We start from the raw sequence: 16,248 nt of genomic DNA, 5'->3' as shown, positions 1-16,248 counted from the left end.
GCCTTCCGGCCGCACGTCTTCTTCTCTGTATGCCCGGCGTGACCGGCACCCGCGGTCGGGCGTGTCGCCCGGTCCGCGACCCGGCCCGTTTGATCCCAGCCCGGGGTTGTGGTCCGCACCCACCCTCACTCCCGCGGAGCGGGGCCGATGTGGGCGCACGCACGAGTTGCCCGGCAAAGCCGGGCACGAGGGGAAAGAGTACCCACCGTGAGGACGCTGGTCAAAATCGCCCGGGGCGCCTGCTGACGGAACACTCTTCATACCTAGAGTACCTGGTCGCCGATCGAAGTGTCCGGGGGGCTCCAATTCGGCTGCCGGGGGCGGCTCGCCATCGGCTCACGCCGCCAGGAACGACACGAGCAGCGCGAGGAGGGCCAGTCCGGCGCCGACCGCGCCGAGCACTATCCCGGTGACCGCCATCCCCTTGCCGGTGATGGCCTCCCCGGCGGCGCGGCGGATCCGGCGGGCGCCATACAGACCCAAACCGATCGCGCCGCCACCGAGAAAGACGCCCAGCACGGTGAACGCGCCGCCCGCCACCAGGCCCCAGAATCCCGCGAGGCAGATGGCGAACAGCGCGACCAGCATCGACCCGATGCCGGCGACCAGGGCGCCGATGGCCTGGCCGCTGGGGACCGACTGGACCACCGGGTAGGCGACCCCGAACGGCGTGCCCTGCACGAGGTCGACCCGCATGGCCGGCGCGATCGCCGGCGGCGGAGGCGCGGGGGCACCGTAGGGCGGCGGGGGCGCGACCGGATAGCCCGGCGGCGCGTACTGCGGCTGAGGGTGCGGCGGCTGCTGCGGATACTGCGGCTGCGGATACTGCGGCGCGCCCGGGTAGGACATCAGTTCACCGTCGGGTCGAAGTCGGTGCCGCGCTGCCGCGCGTAGTGGAGCAGCCCGATGATCGCCAGCACGACGAGGCCGGCGATGGCGAGCACGATGCCGGTCCAGGCCAGCCGCACGCCGCTGCGCAACCGCCGGGAGCCGAGCAGGAAGCCTTCGGCGGCGACCAGTTCCCGCTGCGACTCCCTCGCCATGAGGAGCGCTAGCGTCGCCGGGATAACCCCGCCGAGAAACGGCCCGGTGACCACGGAGAGCAGGCCCAGCCCGAACACGGCCGAGGCCTTCGTCGCGCGGACCGGATCAGGGTCCAGCGGATGCCGGGTCGAGGACGTCACGTCACGACTGTATCCGGTGCACGAAGAGGGGGCGGAGACACGTGGTCTCCGCCCCCTCTTCGTGCTTTGCCTTCAGGCCTAGCGGAACGAGCCCAGGTCGAAGTCGTCCAGCGGGACGGCCTGGCCGCTCGCGGGCCCGAAGCCGTAGTCGGCCTCCGGGTAGCCCGTCATCGAGTAGACCTTGGCCTTCGCCTCCTCGGTCGGCTCGACCCGGATGCTGCGGTACTTGCTGATGCCCGTACCGGCCGGGATGAGCTTACCGATGATGACGTTCTCCTTCAGACCGATCAGCGAGTCGCTGCGCGCGTGGATCGCCGCGTCGGTCAGCACCCGGGTCGTCTCCTGGAACGAGGCCGCGGACAGCCACGACTCCGTCGCCAGCGACGCCTTGGTGATACCCATCAGGACCGGGCGACCGGCCGCCGGCTCGCCGCCCTCGGCGACGACGCGGCGGTTCTCCGCCTCGAACAGCGCGCGGTCCACGAGCACGCCCGGCAGGAACTCGGTCGAGCCGGAGTCGATGACCGTCACCCGCTTGAGCATCTGACGGATGATGATCTCGATGTGCTTGTCGTGGATGAGCACACCCTGCGAGCGGTACACCTCCTGGACCTCGGAGGTCAGGTGGACCTGGACCGCCCGGGGACCCATGATGCGCAGCAGCTCGTGCGGGTCGATCGTGCCCTCGGTGAGCTTCTCGCCGACCTCGACATGCTCGCCGTCCTGCACCCGCAGCTTGACGCGCCGGCTGAGCTTGTCGTGGACGATCTCCTCGCTGCCGTCGTCCGGCACGATGATGATCTTCCGCATCCGCTCGCCGTCCTCGATGCGCACGCGGCCGGGGGTGTCGGCGATGGGCGCCTTACCCTTCGGCACGCGGGCCTCGAAGATCTCCTGCACACGGGGCAGACCCTGGGTGATGTCCTCACCCGCGACGCCACCGGTGTGGAAGGTACGCATCGTCAGCTGCGTGCCCGGCTCACCGATCGATTGGGCGGCGATGATGCCGACCGCCTCGCCGACGTCGACGGTCTTGCCCGTGGGCAGCGACCGGCCGTAGCAGGCGCCACAGACGCCCAGCTTCGACTCGCAGGTGAGCACGCTGCGGACCCGGACGGTCTCCGCGCCCGCGGCGACCAGCAGGTCGACCACGATCGAGTTGATGTCCGTGCCGCGCTCGGCGACGACCCGGCCGTCCTTGTCCCGCACGTCGTCGGCGAGGGTGCGGGCGTGCACGCCCGTCTCCGCGTGCTGGTGGATGCGCAGCACGCCGTCGAGCAGCTCACCGACCGCCATCGGGATGGCGCGGTCGGTGCCGCAGTCCTCCTCGCGGATGATGACGTCCTGCGACACGTCGACCAGACGACGGGTCAGGTAACCCGAGTCGGCGGTCCGCAGCGCGGTGTCGGCCAGACCCTTGCGGGCACCGTGGGTGGAGATGAAGTACTCCAGCACGGACAGACCCTCCCGGTAGCTGGCCTTGATCGGCCGCGGGATGATCTCGCCCTTCGGGTTGGCCACCAGGCCACGGATCGCGGCGATCTGGCGGAGCTGGAGGAGGTTACCGCGGGCACCCGAGTTGATCATCTTCCACAGCGGGTTTTCGCGCGGCAGCGCGCTCTCCATCTCCTTGGCCACCTCGCCGGTCGCCTTGGTCCAGATCTCGATGAGCTCGCCGCGGCGCTCCTCGGCGGTCATGAGACCACGCTGGTACTGCTTGTCGATCCGCTCGGCCTCCTTCTCGTAGCGCTCGAGGATCTCGCGCTTACGAGGCGGCTGGATGACGTCCTCCATACCGATGGTGACGCCGGACCAGGTGGCCCAGTGGAAGCCGGCCAGCTTGAGCGCGTCCAGGGTCGCCGCGAGGGAGACCTTCGGGAAGCGCTCGGCGAGGTCGTTGACGATCGCCGAGAGCTGGCCCTTGCGGATCTCGTAGTTCACGAAGCGGTACCCCACGGGCAGCGTCTCGTTGAACAGCACGCGTCCGAGCGTCGTCTCGACGGTCACCGTCTCGCCCGGCTGCCAGTCCTCCGGCGCCTCCCACGGCGCGGCACCCGCGCCGTTGTCGACCCCGACGACGCCCTTCAGGCGGATCCGCACCGGCGCCTGCAGGTGCAGCTCGCCGTTGTCGAACGCCATCCGCGCCTCGGCGTCGGAGCTGAAGGTCCGCCCCTCGCCGATCAGGTTCTTCTGGATGTGCGTGAGGTGGTACAGGCCGATGACCATGTCCTGGGTCGGCATGGTGACCGGCTTGCCGTCGGCCGGCTTGAGGATGTTGTTGCTGGACAGCATGAGGATGCGGGCCTCGGCCTGCGCCTCCGAGGACAGCGGCACGTGCACGGCCATCTGGTCGCCGTCGAAGTCGGCGTTGAAGGCGGTGCAGACCAGCGGGTGGATCTGGATGGCCTTGCCCTCGACCAGCTGCGGCTCGAAGGCCTGGATGCCCAGGCGGTGCAGGGTCGGCGCGCGGTTGAGCAGCACCGGGTGCTCCGCGATGACCTCCTCCAGCACATCCCACACGACCGGCCGCTGCCGTTCCACCATGCGCTTGGCCGACTTGATGTTCTGCGCGTGGTTGAGGTCCACCAGGCGCTTCATCACGAACGGCTTGAACAGCTCAAGGGCCATCTGCTTGGGCAGGCCGCACTGGTGCAGCTTGAGCTGCGGGCCGACGACGATGACCGAACGGCCGGAGTAGTCGACGCGCTTGCCGAGCAGGTTCTGACGGAACCGGCCCTGCTTGCCCTTGAGCATGTCGGACAGCGACTTCAGCGGCCGGTTGCCCGGGCCGGTGACCGGACGGCCGCGGCGGCCATTGTCGAACAGCGCGTCGACGGCCTCCTGCAGCATCCGCTTCTCGTTGTTGACGATGATCTCCGGGGCACCCAGGTCAATCAGGCGCTTGAGCCGGTTGTTCCGGTTGATCACCCGCCGGTACAGGTCGTTGAGGTCGCTGGTGGCGAACCGGCCACCGTCGAGCTGCACCATCGGGCGCAGGTCCGGCGGGATGACCGGGACGCAGTCCAGCACCATGCCCAGCGGCGAGTTGCCGGTGTTCAGGAACGCCGCGACGACCTTGAGCCGCTTCAGCGCCCGGATCTTGCGCTGGCCCTTGCCGCTGCGGATCGTCTCGCGCAGCAGCTCGGCCTCGTCGTCCAGGTCGAGGTTCTCCAGCAGGGCCTTGATCGCCTCGGCACCCATGGCGCCGGAGAAGTACTCACCGAACCGGTCGCGCAGCTCGCGGTAGAGCAGTTCGTCGGTGATGAGGTTCTTGCGCTCCAGCTTGCGGAACGTGTCCATGACCTCGTCGAGGCGGTCGATCTCCCGCTGCGCGCGGTCGCGGATCTGGCGCATCTCGCGCTCGCCGGCCTCTTTGACCTTGCGGCGCACGTCAGCCTTGGCGCCCTCGGCCTCGAGCTCGGCCAGGTCCTGCTCCAGCTTGGCGGCGCGCTTCTCGATCTCGGAGTCGCGGGCGTTCTCCGCCTGCCGCTTCTCCGCCGACACCTCGTTCTCGAGGGTGGCGAGGTCGCGGTGGCGGGCCTCCTTGTCGACGCTTGTGATCACGTACGACGCGAAGTAGATGATCTTCTCGAGGTCCTTCGGGGCCAGGTCGAGCAGATATCCGAGCCGGCTGGGCACGCCCTTGAAGTACCAGATGTGCGTGACCGGCGCGGCGAGCTCGATGTGGCCCATACGCTCGCGGCGGACCTTCGCCCGGGTCACCTCGACGCCGCAGCGCTCGCAGATGATGCCCTTGAAGCGGACACGCTTGTACTTACCGCAGTAGCATTCCCAGTCGCGGGTCGGGCCGAAGATCTTCTCGCAGAAGAGGCCGTCCTTTTCCGGCTTCAGGGTGCGGTAGTTGATCGTCTCGGGCTTCTTGACCTCGCCGTGCGACCACTGCCGGATGTCGTCGGCCGTGGCCAGGCCGATGCGGAGCTCGTCGAAGTAGTTGACGTCGAGCACTTCGTCTATGTCCTCACGATTCAGTTGCTCGGGTAATTGCTAGGTCGCTGCGGCGGCGCCCCCGCAGGGACGCCGCCAGCGAATCAGACTTCCTCGACGCTGCTCGGCTCACGCCGCGAGAGGTCGATGCCCAACTCCTCGGCCGCGCGGAACACCTCGTCGTCCGTCTCGCGCATCTCAAGGGCCACGCCGTCGCTGGAGAGCACCTCGACATTCAGGCACAGCGACTGCAGCTCCTTGAGGAGCACCTTGAAGGACTCCGGGATGCCCGGCTCCGGGATGTTCTCGCCCTTGACGATCGCCTCGTAGACCTTGACGCGTCCGAGGACGTCGTCGGACTTGATCGTCAGCAGCTCCTGCAGCGCGTAGGCCGCGCCGTAGGCCTGCATCGCCCAGCACTCCATCTCACCGAAGCGCTGGCCACCGAACTGCGCCTTACCACCCAGCGGCTGCTGCGTGATCATGGAGTAGGGGCCGGTGGAGCGAGCGTGGATCTTGTCGTCGACCAGGTGGTTGAGCTTCAGGATGTAGATGTAGCCAACCGCGATCGGGTCCGGCAGCGGCTCGCCGGAGCGGCCGTCGAACAGCCGCGCCTTGCCGCTCGCCCCGATCAGCTGGTTACCGTCCCGGTTGGGCAGCGTGCTGCTCAGCAGGCCGGCGATCTCCTCCTCCTTGGCGCCGTCGAAGACCGGGGTCGCCACGTTGGTGTCCGGCTCGGACTCCCCCGCGTTGATGGCCTTCAGCGCCCTCTTCCACTCGACGTCATCGCCGTCGATCTTCCAGCCCGTCTTGGCGACCCACCCGAGGTGGGTCTCCAGCACCTGGCCGATGTTCATACGGCTGGGCACACCGAGCGGGTTGAGCACGATGTCGACGGGCGTGCCGTCCTCGAGGAACGGCATGTCCTCGACCGGAAGGATCTTGGAGATGACACCCTTGTTGCCGTGACGGCCGGCGAGCTTGTCGCCGTCCTGGATCTTCCGCTTCTGGGCCACGTAGACGCGCACCAGCTCGTTCACGCCCGGGGACAGCTCGTCGCCGTCCTCGCGGCTGAACGTCCGCACGCCGATGACCGTGCCGGTCTCGCCGTGCGGCACCTTGAGGCTGGTGTCGCGCACCTCGCGAGCCTTCTCGCCGAAGATCGCGCGCAGCAGCCGCTCCTCGGGGGTCAGCTCGGTCTCACCCTTGGGCGTGACCTTGCCGACCAGGATGTCGCCGGTGACGACTTCGGCGCCGATCCGGATGATCCCCCGCTCGTCGAGGTCGGCGAGCATCTCCTCGCTGACGTTCGGGATGTCGCGGGTGATCTCCTCCGGCCCCAGCTTGGTGTCGCGGGCGTCGACCTCGTGCTCCTCGATGTGGATCGAGGTGAGGACGTCGTTCTGCACCAGCTTCTGGGACAGGATGATCGCGTCTTCGTAGTTGTGCCCCTCCCAGGGCATGAACGCCACGAGCAGGTTGCGCCCGAGCGCCATCTCACCCTCGTCGGTGCACGGACCGTCGGCGATGACCTGCCCCGCCTCGACCCGGTCGCCCTCGAAGATCACCGGCTTCTGGTTGACGCAGGAGCCGGAGTTGGAGCGGCGGAACTTGTGCAGCAGGTAGGTCCGGCGGTGGCCGTCGTCCTGGTGGATGGTGATGTAGTCGGCGCACATGTCCTCGACGACACCGCCGACCTCGGCCACGACCACGTCACCGGCGTCGACCGCGGCACGATACTCCATGCCGGTGCCGACGAGCGGCGACTCGGCCTTGACCAGCGGCACGGCCTGGCGCTGCATGTTGGCGCCCATCAGTGCCCGGTTGGCGTCGTCGTGCTCGAGGAACGGGATCATCGCGGTGGCGACCGAGGTCATCTGCCGCGGCGACACGTCCATGTAGTCGACCTGGTCGGCGGGGACGTTGTCGACCTCACCGCCCTTCCGGCGGACCAGGATCCGGTCCTCGGCGAAGTTGCCGTCGCTCTTCAGCGGAGCGTTGGCCTGCGCCTTGACGAACCGGTCCTCCTCGTCCGCGGTCAGGTAGTCGATCTGGTCGGTCACCCGGCCGTCGACGACCTTGCGGTAGGGGGTCTCCACGAAGCCGAACGGGTTGACCCGCGCGAACGTCGACAGCGCGCCGATGAGACCGATGTTGGGGCCCTCAGGGGTCTCGATCGGGCACATGCGGCCGTAGTGCGATGGGTGCACGTCGCGGACCTCGAAGCCGGCCCGCTCACGCGACAGACCACCGGGGCCGAGCGCGCTCAGCCGGCGCCGGTGGGTCAGCCCCGCCAGCGGGTTGGTCTGGTCCATGAACTGCGACAGCTGCGACGTGCCGAAGAACTCCTTGATCGCCGCCACGACCGGGCGGATGTTGATCAGGGTCTGCGGCGTGATCGCCTCGACGTCCTGCGTGGTCATGCGCTCGCGCACGACACGCTCCATCCGGGACAGGCCGACGCGGACCTGGTTCTGGATGAGCTCGCCGACCGTGCGCAGGCGCCGGTTGCCGAAGTGGTCGATGTCGTCGGCCTCGTAGCCCTCCTCACCCGTGTGCAGGCGGCAGAGGTACTCAACCGTGGCGACGACGTCGTCCTCGGTCAGCACGCCCTGGTTGATCGGCACGCCCAACTCGAGCTTCTTGTTGAACTTGTATCGACCGACCTTGGCGACGTCATACCGCTTCGGGTTGAAGAACAGGTTGTCCAGCAGGTTCTGCGCGTTCTCCCGCGTCGGCGGCTCACCCGGCCGCAGCTTGCGGTAGATGTCCAGCAGCGCCTCGTCCTGGCCGGCGATGTGGTCCTTCTCGAGCGTGGTCATCATGAGCTCGGACCAGCCGAACTTCTCACGGATGCGCTCGGCGGACCAGCCGATGGCCTTGAGCAGGACGGAGACGGCCTGCCGGCGCTTGCGGTCGATGCGCACACCGACGGTGTCGCGCTTGTCGATGTCGAACTCCAGCCAGGCACCCCGGCTCGGGATGACCTTGACGCTGGTGAGGTCGCGGTCGGAGGTCTTGTCCGGCTGCTTGTCGAAATACACGCCCGGGGAGCGGACGAGCTGGCTCACCACGACGCGCTCGGTGCCGTTGATGATGAACGTGCCCTTGGGCGTCATCATCGGGAAGTCACCCATGAACACCGTCTGGCTCTTGATCTCGCCGGTGGTGTGGTTGGTGAACTCCGCGGTCACGAACAGCGGGGCGCAGTAGGTGAGGTCCTTCTCCTTGCACTCCTCGATCGGGGCCTTGACCTCGTCGAAGCGCGGCGCGGAGAACGACAGTGACATCGTGCCGGAGAAGTCCTCAATAGGACTGATCTCATCGAGGATCTCCGCGAGCCCTGAACGGGCGTGCTGATCACCGGCCGTGCGGCTCTGCCAATTCTCGTTGCCAACCAGCCAGTCGAACGAGTCGGTTTGGATGGCAAGGAGGTTGGGAACCTCAAGGTGTTCGGTGATCCTGCCGAAGGAGACCCGGCGGGGAGCGTAAGCGCTCGAACTGGTCTTCGCAGGGCGGGAAGCTGCCAAGATGCGTCCTTCCGAGGACCGGTGTTGCAGACAGGCCGTTTCGCGTGCAGCCTGACGACCTCCGATGTGGAGGAGCCCACGATGGGACCTCTCACGCCAGAGGTGAAGTCAGAAGACAGCGCAAACTAGCAGTGTAGCCGAAGGGCTAACCGCTGTCCAGCGGACTCGTGCACGATGTTTCCAACGACCTTTTCACGAAGATCGTTTCTCCACCGGCCGAGCCGATCGCGTCGGTCGTGGCCTGCGGCTCTCCGGTTGATGCGCTCAGAACCGGACCCAAGAAGGGGTCGGGGCACATCGGTCGTCCGCTCGGCCGCCGCGTCCGCGGAAGGCAGTGCCTGATTAGCGTGCCTGGCCGCCGGTCATCGCGTCAAGGGTTCCCACGCGCGTCGAGGCACCGTGACAGATATCTCCCACCCCGACCACTAAGTGTTGTGGTCGGCCCCCCTAGATCTTGGGTCCTTACAGGTTGCAAACGAAAAGGCGACCGCCGGACACCCGGCGGCCGCCCACGTCGCGGGACGCGAACTTACTTGAGGGTGACCTTGGCGCCCTCGGCCTCGAGCTTCGCCTTGGCCTTGTCGGCGCTCTCCTTGTTGGCCTTCTCCAGGACGGCCTTCGGAGCGGCCTCGACCAGGTCCTTGGCCTCCTTGAGGCCCAGGCCGGTCAGCTCGCGCACGACCTTGATGACCTGGATCTTCTTGCCGCCGTCACCCTCGAGGATGACGTCGAACTCGCTCTGCTCTTCCTTCTCCTCGACCGGCGCGGCGGCGCCGGCCGCGGCGACCGCGACCGGGGCGGCGGCGGTGACCTGGAAGACGTCTTCGAACTGCTTCACGAACTCGGAGAGCTCGATCAGCGTCATCTCCTTGAACGCGTCGAGGAGTTCGTCGTTGCTCAGCTTCGCCATGGTGGCGTTTCCTCTCGAAAGTTTGGTTGGGGAGGCGGGCCGTAACTACTCGGCCGCGCCGCCTGCTTCCTGCTCGCGCTTGTCTGCCAGAGCCTGGACGGTCCGGGCCGCCTTCGACAGCGGGGCCTGGAACAGCGCCGCGGCCTTGCTCAGGTTGCCCTTCATGGCGCCGGCCAGCTTCGCCAGCAGCACCTCGCGGGACTCCAGGTCGGCCAGGCGGCGGACCTCGTCCGCGTTGATGGCCTTGCCCTCGAACACGCCGCCCTTGATGATCAGCAGCGGGTGCGCCTTCGCGAAATCGCGCAGGCCCTTGGCCGCCTCGACCGGGTCGCCGCCGACGAAGGCGAGCGCGGTAGGACCGGTGAACAAATCGTCGAGCCCGTTGATGCCCGCGTCCGTCGCGGCACGCTTCGCGAGCGTGTTCTTCGCGACGGCGTACGTGGTCTCACGGCCCAGGCTGCGGCGCAGGGTCTTGAGCTGCGCCACGGTGAGGCCGCGGTACTCGGTCAGCACGGTGGCCGTCGAGCCACGGAACTGCTCGGTGAGCTCCGCGACAGCGGTGGCCTTGTCGTCTCGAACCGGCTTGTCCGCCATGTCCCTCCCTTCTCGTTGCTTCGGGGTGCTGGTCGCCCCGGCAATGAAAAACGCTCCGGCGCAGGGGCGCACGGAGCGGGAGAGGCGGCGCACTACGGCGCCGACGTTCACACTACTGTCCGGCCCTGCGCGGGTCGCCCGCATTGCGGCGGGACCTTCGATGTCCGCTCACGCGGACATGACCAGCGGTCTTCGGGTTTCCGATTCATTATGCACGGCCGGCATGTGGCCAACAAATCACGCCCGGGTGCGACGCAGCGCGGCGTAGGCCGCGACGGCCGCCGCGGTCCAGGCCAGTCCCCAGGCGGTCGCCCCGGCGAGCGCCGGCAGGTGGACGGCGCCGACGGTGACGCGAGCCGTGGTCATCACCGGCGGGGCCAGCCATGGCACCGGGAAGCTCTTGAGGCCGAACACGATCGCACAGAGCGCGCCGGAGACCAGCACGGTCAGGCCGCGGGCCGCCTGGGTGGTCACCGCCCGGCTGGACAGCGCCCCGAGTGCCACTGCCGGCAGCAGGAGCAGCAGGTGGGCCCACACGCCCAGCGCGATGCCGGTCGACAGCGGCGGATCGCCCGCCCGCGGGCTGGTCACGCCGCCGACCACCCACGGCAGGACCAGCGCGACGAGCACCACGGGCAGGCCGGCGAGCACCGCGGAGACCAGGCCGGCGGCGATCTCCCGCCCGGCGCCGCCGACCGCGACCAGGCCGAGGCGCCGCTGCACGTCCGGCTCGACGTCGAGCAGGACCTTGGTCTGCCAGGCGAGCACCACGAAGAGGATCGCGGCGGAGACCCCGTAGGCCTCGCCGGCCTGCGCCTGGCCGCCGCCGTAGAGGACCGAGAGCACGACCAGCGCGGCCAGCAGCGGGGCCGCGGCCCGGCCGGTGTGGACGAAACCCGCCAGCCGCATGCGGATCAACGCGATCATGGCAGGGGCACCTCGTCGCGTACCGTCAGGATCTCGAAGCCCTCAGAGCGCAGCCGGCTGACCGCGTCCGGGACATCGGCCGCGTCGACCGCGAGCTCGATCACCTTCTTGCCGGCCGGCCGGTCCCCCACCTGCACCTCACCGTCGCGGACGTGCCAGCGGCGCGCGCTGGGCAGCCGGGCGACCTCGCCGAGGTGGTCGCTGACCAGCACCGATCCGCCGCGCCCGACGACCTCGGCGACGATGGCCGGCACCTGCTCGCGGGTCTGCGCGTCGAGGCCCTCCCACGGCTCGTCGAGGACCAGCAGGCCCGGCGGCTCGAGCAGGGCCTGGACGAGCCCCACCTTCTGGGCCGAGCCCTTCGACAGCCGGTTGAGCCGGACGTCGAGGAAGTTTTCGAAGTGCAGCCGGCGCGCCCACCGCTCGATGTCTGCGGTGCCGTCGCGGCCGCGGATGGCCGCCATGTGTTTCAGGTGGGTACGAGCGGTGAAGGGCTGATCCGAGGGAAAGCGCTCGGGGACCCAGCCGACCACGGCGGGCCGGTCGCTGATCATGCCCCGCCCGGGGGCGCAGGACGCCGGCCGCGAGCTGCAGCAGCGTGGACTTGCCGGCTCCGTTCGGCCCGGCCACGACGGCCGTCTCGCCCGGTTCGAGGGTCAGGTCGATGCCGCGAAGCGTCCAGGGTGCACGATGGCTGTAGCGGAACCACACGTCCGTCAAACGCACCGGGACAGCGTGCCACAGACACGCTGTCCCGGGTGGTCCCGCTTTGCTGGGAGTTCGGTGTTACTCCGCGGCGCTGACGCTGTCGTCCTCAAGGAGGTTGCGCGTCTTGTTCGGGTCGACCGGGATGCCCGGGCCCATGGTGGTGGTGATGAAGACCTTCTTGAGGTACTTGCCCTTGGCCGCCGAGGGCTTGGCCCGGTTGATCTCGTCGAGCACCGCGGCGTAGTTCTCGACCAGCTGCTCTTCGGAGAAGCTCGCCTTGCCGATGATCAGGTGCAGGTTCGAGTGCTTGTCGACGCGGTAGGTGATCTTGCCACCCTTGATCTCGTTGACCGCCTTGGTGACGTCCATGGTCACCGTGCCCGTCTTCGGGTTCGGCATCAGGCCGCGCGGGCCCAGGATCCGCGCGATCCGGCCGATCTTGGCCATCTGGTCGGGCGTGGCGATCGCCGCGTCGAAGTCCAGCCAGCCTTCCTGGATCCGGGCGACGAGTTCGTCGGTGCCGACCGCGTCCGCGCCGGCGGCCTCGGCCTCGGCGGCCTTCGCGCCCTGCGCGAAGACGATGACGCGGGCCGTCTTGCCGGTGCCGTGCGGCAGGTTGACCGTGCCCCGGACCATCTGGTCGGCCTTGCGCGGGTCGACGCCCAGGCGCATGGCCACCTCGACGGTGGGGTCGAACTTCACGGTCGACGTCTGCTTCGCGAGGCGGACGGCTGCCTTGGGGCTGTACAGCGCGTTGCGGTCGACGAGGTCGACGACCTTGCGGTAGTTCTTGCCGTGCTGCGACATGTCGCTCGGTTCTCCTGTGGTCTCAGTGCGGACGCCGTCCGGGCGTCCTCCCACTCGATGGCGGTGTTTCAGTCCTTGACGACGATGCCCATGGAGCGGGCGGTGCCGGCGATGATCTTCTCGGCCTGCTCGACGTCGTTCGCGTTGAGGTCAGACATCTTCTTCTCGGCGACCTCACGCAGCTGGGCCTTGGTGATCGAGCCGACCTTGTCCCGCTGCGGGACACCGGAGCCCTTGGGCACGCCGGCGGCCTTGAGCAGCAGACGGGCGGCGGGCGGGGTCTTGAGGATGAACGTGAAGGTGCGGTCCTCGTAGACGCTGATCTGCGCCGGGATGATGTCACCGCGCATGGACTCCGTCTGGGCGTTGTACGCCTTGACGAACTCCATGATGTTCACACCGTGCTGACCGAGGGCGGGACCGACCGGCGGAGCCGGCGTGGCCTGGCCGCCCGGCAACTGAAGCGTGAAGGTCTTGACGAGCTTCTTCTTCGGAGGCATGGCTGCTTTCGTCTTCCTGGGCTGGAATCGGTTCGTGCTGTTTCCACGCACGCATGAGCGCCCGGCACCTCGTGCCGGACGCTCTAGCGTACCGCAGTGGAATTAGATCTTCGTGACCTGGTTGAAGTTGAGCTCAACCGGGGTCTCGCGACCGAAGATCGAGACCAGCACCTTGAGCTTCTGCTGGTCAGCGTTGATCTCGCTGATGGTCGCCTGCAGCGAGGCGAAGGCGCCGTCGGTGACGGTGACCGAGTCGCCGACCTCGAAGTCAAGGACCTTGACCTCGAGCTTGCCGGGCTTCTTGCCCTCCTGCTGCACGGCGGGCGCCAGCCACTTGAGCACCTCGTCAAGGGAGAGCGGCGCCGGGCGGTCGGCACGGTCGGTCGCCCCGACGAACCCGGTGACGCCCGGCGTGTTGCGCACGCAGGAATACGACTCCGGGGTGAGCTCCATCCGGACCAGGATGTAGCCGGGGAAGACCTTGTTCTGCACCTGGGTGCGCTTGCCGTTCTTGATCTCGACCTCGTCACGAGTCGGGACCTCGACCTGGTAGATGAACTCTTCCATGTCGAGGCTCGTGATCCGGGTCTCGAGATTGGTCTTGACCTTGTTCTCGTAGCCGGCATACGAGTGCACCACGAACCAGTCACCGGGCGCGAAGCGCAGTGCGGCACGCAGCTCGGCGACGGGGTCCTCGGCGTCGGACGCCACCGTCGGGGTGGCGGCCGTCATCACCGTCGACGCTTCCTCTTGCTCCTCGTCGTCGGTACCGGGCGTCTCGTCGAATTCCTGCACGCTGCTCACTTCCGTCTGTCTGTCTTCGCCGGCACCCCGTTCGGACCGGCGGTCGCCCTACCAGCCCACCGTCGCCTCACTGGTCGGCGTCGCCGCCCGCCTCACCGGCGGGCATCGGCCGGCCCTTACTGGTCGACGTTGCCGTTACCGAAGGTCCAGAGGACGAGCTTCGCGAAGCCGAAGTCGAGGCCACCGACGATCGCCAGCATGACGATCACGAACACCACCACGACGACCGTGTAGGTGCTCAGCTCCTTGCGGGTCGGCCAGATAACTTTACGCAGCTCGGCGACGACCTCGCGGATGAAGTTGACGAGCCGCACGAAGATGTTGTTCGAGCCGCCCTCTTTGACCTTGGTCTTCTTGTCGTCCTTGGTCTTCAGGTCCTTGGACTTGGCGTCCTTGACCTTGGTGTCCTTCGCACGGCTCGCGGTCTCGCCAGCGTCGTCGAGGGCGTCCTCGTCCGCGGTGGCGAGGCTGTCCAGCTCGTCCGCGAACTCTTCCTCGATGGCGGCGTCCTCGGCGCTGAGCTCCTCTTCACGGCGATCGTCGGCGGGGTTGTTCCCGCGTCGCCTGCGTTCGGCCACTTTCGCCCTCTTCCGTGATCTCGCGAGTGCTCGGTCCGTGTCGGCCGGCAGCAAGACCCCGGGCCTTCGCGACCCGTCGACCACCGGCTCGTGCCCGGTCATCGGGCCACCGGCGGGAGCCGGTGGCACGCGATCGGACCAACCGTGACCGCTGCGGTCGCCGTCCCGACCTTATCGGTCGGGACCACTAGACCCAGGTCAGGCCTTCGGCGCAGGGGCGACAGGACTCGAACCTGCAACCTGCGGTTTTGGAGACCGCTGCGCTACCAATTGCGCCACACCCCTTTGTGAAGAGGGCAACTGAGAGTTGCTCACCCCACGGCGGACCAGTGTACGGGTTGAGGGCGGGATATCCCAACCACCCCCCTCCTACTGGTTGCGGACCAGCGCCTTCGCGGCCCCCAGGACCTTCTCGCCCTGGCAGGTCGCCGTCACGTCGATCTGCACGAGGCCGTCGTCAAAGATCTTCTTCACTACGCCGATCACCACGATCTCGGTGCCCTTGTCGTCGTCGGGCACCACCACCGGATTGGCGAATCGGGTGGAGAATTCCGCGATCGAACCGGTGCCGCCCACCCAGCGGGCGACGGCCTGAGCGGCCAAGCCCATGGTGAGCATGCCGTGCGCGATGACGCCGGGCAGACCGACGGTGGTGGCCTGCCGGTCGCTCCAGTGGATCGGGTTGAAGTCGCCGGATGCGCCCGCGTAGCGCACCAGATCGGCGCGGGTGACCCGGAACGTCTGGGCCGGGAACTCGGTGCCTGGCTGCATCTCAGCCCTCCCCACGGATCACGAGCCGGGTCCAGATCGTCACGACGAGCTCGCCCTCGACCGTGGACACCTCGTGCCGGGTGGTCAGGAAGGCGTGGCCGGCCCGGCTGCTGATCTCCTCGACCGCCATGACCGTGACCAGGTGGTCGCCGGCGACGATCGGGCGCTCGTAACGGAACGTCTGGCCGCCGTGCACCACCCGGCTGTAGTCCATGCCGAACGTGGGGTCGTCGACGAGTTGCTGGCCGGCGTTCTGGCTCAGGATGATCGCGAACGTGGGCGGCGCGATCACGTCGCTGTAGCCCTTGGCCCGGGCCTCGGCGAGATCGCGGTGCACGGGGTCGGTGGCGCAGACCGCGTCGGCGAACTCGCGGATCTTCTCCCTGCCCACCTCGTAGGGCGGGGTCGGCGGGTACACCCGGCCCATGTACGACTGATCCAGCGGCATGGGATGGAACTTACCCGTAACGCACCGATGCCCCGGCCTGAGGCCGGGGCATCGGGTTGTTTTTGGGACGACTACCGGGTCTCGCGGTGGACGGTGTGCTTGCCGTCACGCGGGCAGAACTTCTTCAGCTCGATGCGGTCCGGGTCGTTGCGCCGGTTCTTCTTCGTGATGTAGTTCCGCTCTTTGCACTCCGTGCACGCCAGCGTAATCTTCGGACGAACGTCGGTCGCCTTGGCCATGGCGAAGTGCCTTCCTTCAGAGCGTTCTTGTGGGGCGGATGCAGATCCAGCGAACCAGCATAGCGGCTCACACAGACGGACGCCCAATTGGGCGCCCTGTGGTGCATTCTGTAGCGGTGGCCGGACTTGAACCGGCGACACAGCGATTATGAGCCGCTTGCTCTGCCATCTGAGCTACACCGCCGCGGCGGACTCGATGTCTCAAGCCCGGTCTCGAGCCCCCTTACGGAATCGAACCGTAGACCTTCTCCTTACCATGGAGACGCTCTGCCGACTGAGCTAAGGGGGCGCATCGCGTGCGTT

General features: G+C 68.0%; 14 protein-coding genes, 3 tRNA genes and 1 pseudogene. All 18 read right to left on the bottom strand.

Annotation, left to right across the window (positions count from 1 at the left end; all coding sequences use genetic code 11):
* Window positions 1-336 precede the first annotated feature (336 nt).
* The 18 genes and pseudogenes from AB0367_RS02300 to AB0367_RS02215 all read right to left on the bottom strand — a co-directional run bounded on the left by AB0367_RS02300 (window position 337) and on the right by AB0367_RS02215 (window position 16,234).
* The gene (locus tag AB0367_RS02300) at window positions 337-849 is read right to left on the bottom strand and encodes a hypothetical protein (RefSeq protein ID WP_366224337.1); all 513 of its coding nucleotides are present in this window, start codon (window positions 847-849) and stop codon (window positions 337-339) included.
* Window positions 849-1,184, bottom strand: coding sequence for a hypothetical protein (locus AB0367_RS02295; protein ID WP_366224336.1), 336 nt, complete (start codon window positions 1,182-1,184; stop codon window positions 849-851). Before AB0367_RS02295 ends, AB0367_RS02300 begins: the two co-directional genes overlap by 1 nt.
* Before the next feature lie 78 nt (window positions 1,185-1,262).
* A complete protein-coding gene (locus AB0367_RS02290) occupies window positions 1,263-5,150 on the bottom strand; it encodes a DNA-directed RNA polymerase subunit beta' (protein WP_366224335.1) in 3,888 nt (1,295 codons plus the stop codon).
* Between the two features lie 83 nt (window positions 5,151-5,233).
* Entirely contained in the window at window positions 5,234-8,659 is a 3,426-nt protein-coding gene (locus AB0367_RS02285) for a DNA-directed RNA polymerase subunit beta (protein ID WP_366224334.1), read from the bottom strand.
* Between the two features lie 529 nt (window positions 8,660-9,188).
* Window positions 9,189-9,569, bottom strand: a complete 381-nt coding sequence (gene rplL / locus AB0367_RS02280) for a 50S ribosomal protein L7/L12 (RefSeq protein ID WP_366224333.1) — start codon at window positions 9,567-9,569, stop codon at window positions 9,189-9,191.
* Window positions 9,570-9,614: 45 nt separating this feature from the next.
* Window positions 9,615-10,163, bottom strand: coding sequence for a 50S ribosomal protein L10 (gene rplJ, locus AB0367_RS02275; RefSeq protein ID WP_366224332.1), 549 nt, complete (start codon window positions 10,161-10,163; stop codon window positions 9,615-9,617).
* Window positions 10,164-10,400: 237 nt separating this feature from the next.
* Window positions 10,401-11,090: a hypothetical protein gene (locus tag AB0367_RS02270; RefSeq protein ID WP_366224331.1), complete on the bottom strand. Its 690-nt coding sequence runs from the start codon at window positions 11,088-11,090 to the stop codon at window positions 10,401-10,403.
* Window positions 11,087-11,644, bottom strand: a complete 558-nt coding sequence (locus tag AB0367_RS02265) for an ATP-binding cassette domain-containing protein (protein WP_366224330.1) — start codon at window positions 11,642-11,644, stop codon at window positions 11,087-11,089. Before AB0367_RS02265 ends, AB0367_RS02270 begins: the two co-directional genes overlap by 4 nt.
* Window positions 11,645-11,876: 232 nt before the next feature.
* Window positions 11,877-12,605, bottom strand: a complete 729-nt coding sequence (rplA, locus tag AB0367_RS02260) for a 50S ribosomal protein L1 (protein ID WP_366224329.1) — start codon at window positions 12,603-12,605, stop codon at window positions 11,877-11,879.
* 68 nt (window positions 12,606-12,673) lie between these two features.
* Complete coding sequence (gene rplK, locus AB0367_RS02255) at window positions 12,674-13,105, bottom strand: 50S ribosomal protein L11 (RefSeq protein ID WP_366224328.1); 432 nt, start codon at window positions 13,103-13,105, stop codon at window positions 12,674-12,676.
* Between the two features lie 102 nt (window positions 13,106-13,207).
* Window positions 13,208-13,798, bottom strand: a pseudogene (gene nusG, locus AB0367_RS02250) (transcription termination/antitermination protein NusG); the annotation flags it as partial.
* Between the two features lie 227 nt (window positions 13,799-14,025).
* On the bottom strand, window positions 14,026-14,487 hold the full coding sequence (secE, locus tag AB0367_RS02245) for a preprotein translocase subunit SecE (RefSeq protein WP_366224327.1): 462 nt from the start codon (window positions 14,485-14,487) through the stop codon (window positions 14,026-14,028).
* Window positions 14,488-14,699: 212 nt separating this feature from the next.
* Window positions 14,700-14,772, bottom strand: a tRNA-Trp gene (locus AB0367_RS02240).
* 84 nt (window positions 14,773-14,856) lie between these two features.
* Window positions 14,857-15,258 (bottom strand): MaoC family dehydratase, encoded by a 402-nt coding sequence (locus AB0367_RS02235; RefSeq protein WP_366224326.1) that lies wholly within the window; start codon window positions 15,256-15,258, stop codon window positions 14,857-14,859.
* Window position 15,259: 1 nt separating this feature from the next.
* Window positions 15,260-15,706: a MaoC family dehydratase N-terminal domain-containing protein gene (locus AB0367_RS02230; RefSeq protein ID WP_366224325.1), complete on the bottom strand. Its 447-nt coding sequence runs from the start codon at window positions 15,704-15,706 to the stop codon at window positions 15,260-15,262.
* A 71-nt stretch (window positions 15,707-15,777) separates the two neighbouring features.
* Window positions 15,778-15,945, bottom strand: coding sequence for a 50S ribosomal protein L33 (gene rpmG, locus AB0367_RS02225; protein WP_033357682.1), 168 nt, complete (start codon window positions 15,943-15,945; stop codon window positions 15,778-15,780).
* A 111-nt stretch (window positions 15,946-16,056) separates the two neighbouring features.
* A tRNA-Met gene (locus AB0367_RS02220) sits at window positions 16,057-16,129 on the bottom strand.
* A gap of 32 nt (window positions 16,130-16,161) precedes the next feature.
* Window positions 16,162-16,234 (bottom strand) — tRNA-Thr (locus AB0367_RS02215).
* Window positions 16,235-16,248 lie beyond the last annotated feature (14 nt).

This window comes from Dactylosporangium sp. NPDC051484 (assembly GCF_040689395.1).
Taxonomy (GTDB): domain Bacteria; phylum Actinomycetota; class Actinomycetes; order Mycobacteriales; family Micromonosporaceae; genus Dactylosporangium.
This window is presented reverse-complemented; position numbering and strand designations above follow the sequence as displayed.

What these genes read in the sequence shown, in the direction of transcription:
- rplJ (WP_366224332.1), bottom strand. Translation starts at nt 10,163, where the DNA reads ATGGCGGACAAGCCGGTTCGAGACGACAAGGCCACCGCTGTCGCGGAG.
- AB0367_RS02300 (WP_366224337.1), bottom strand. Translation starts at nt 849, where the DNA reads ATGTCCTACCCGGGCGCGCCGCAGTATCCGCAGCCGCAGTATCCGCAG.
- AB0367_RS02265 (WP_366224330.1), bottom strand. Translation starts at nt 11,644, where the DNA reads ATGATCAGCGACCGGCCCGCCGTGGTCGGCTGGGTCCCCGAGCGCTTT.
- AB0367_RS02230 (WP_366224325.1), bottom strand. Translation starts at nt 15,706, where the DNA reads ATGCCGCTGGATCAGTCGTACATGGGCCGGGTGTACCCGCCGACCCCG.
- AB0367_RS02270 (WP_366224331.1), bottom strand. Translation starts at nt 11,090, where the DNA reads ATGATCGCGTTGATCCGCATGCGGCTGGCGGGTTTCGTCCACACCGGC.
- rpmG (WP_033357682.1), bottom strand. Translation starts at nt 15,945, where the DNA reads ATGGCCAAGGCGACCGACGTTCGTCCGAAGATTACGCTGGCGTGCACG.
- rplA (WP_366224329.1), bottom strand. Translation starts at nt 12,605, where the DNA reads ATGTCGCAGCACGGCAAGAACTACCGCAAGGTCGTCGACCTCGTCGAC.
- AB0367_RS02235 (WP_366224326.1), bottom strand. Translation starts at nt 15,258, where the DNA reads ATGCAGCCAGGCACCGAGTTCCCGGCCCAGACGTTCCGGGTCACCCGC.
- rplK (WP_366224328.1), bottom strand. Translation starts at nt 13,105, where the DNA reads ATGCCTCCGAAGAAGAAGCTCGTCAAGACCTTCACGCTTCAGTTGCCG.
- rplL (WP_366224333.1), bottom strand. Translation starts at nt 9,569, where the DNA reads ATGGCGAAGCTGAGCAACGACGAACTCCTCGACGCGTTCAAGGAGATG.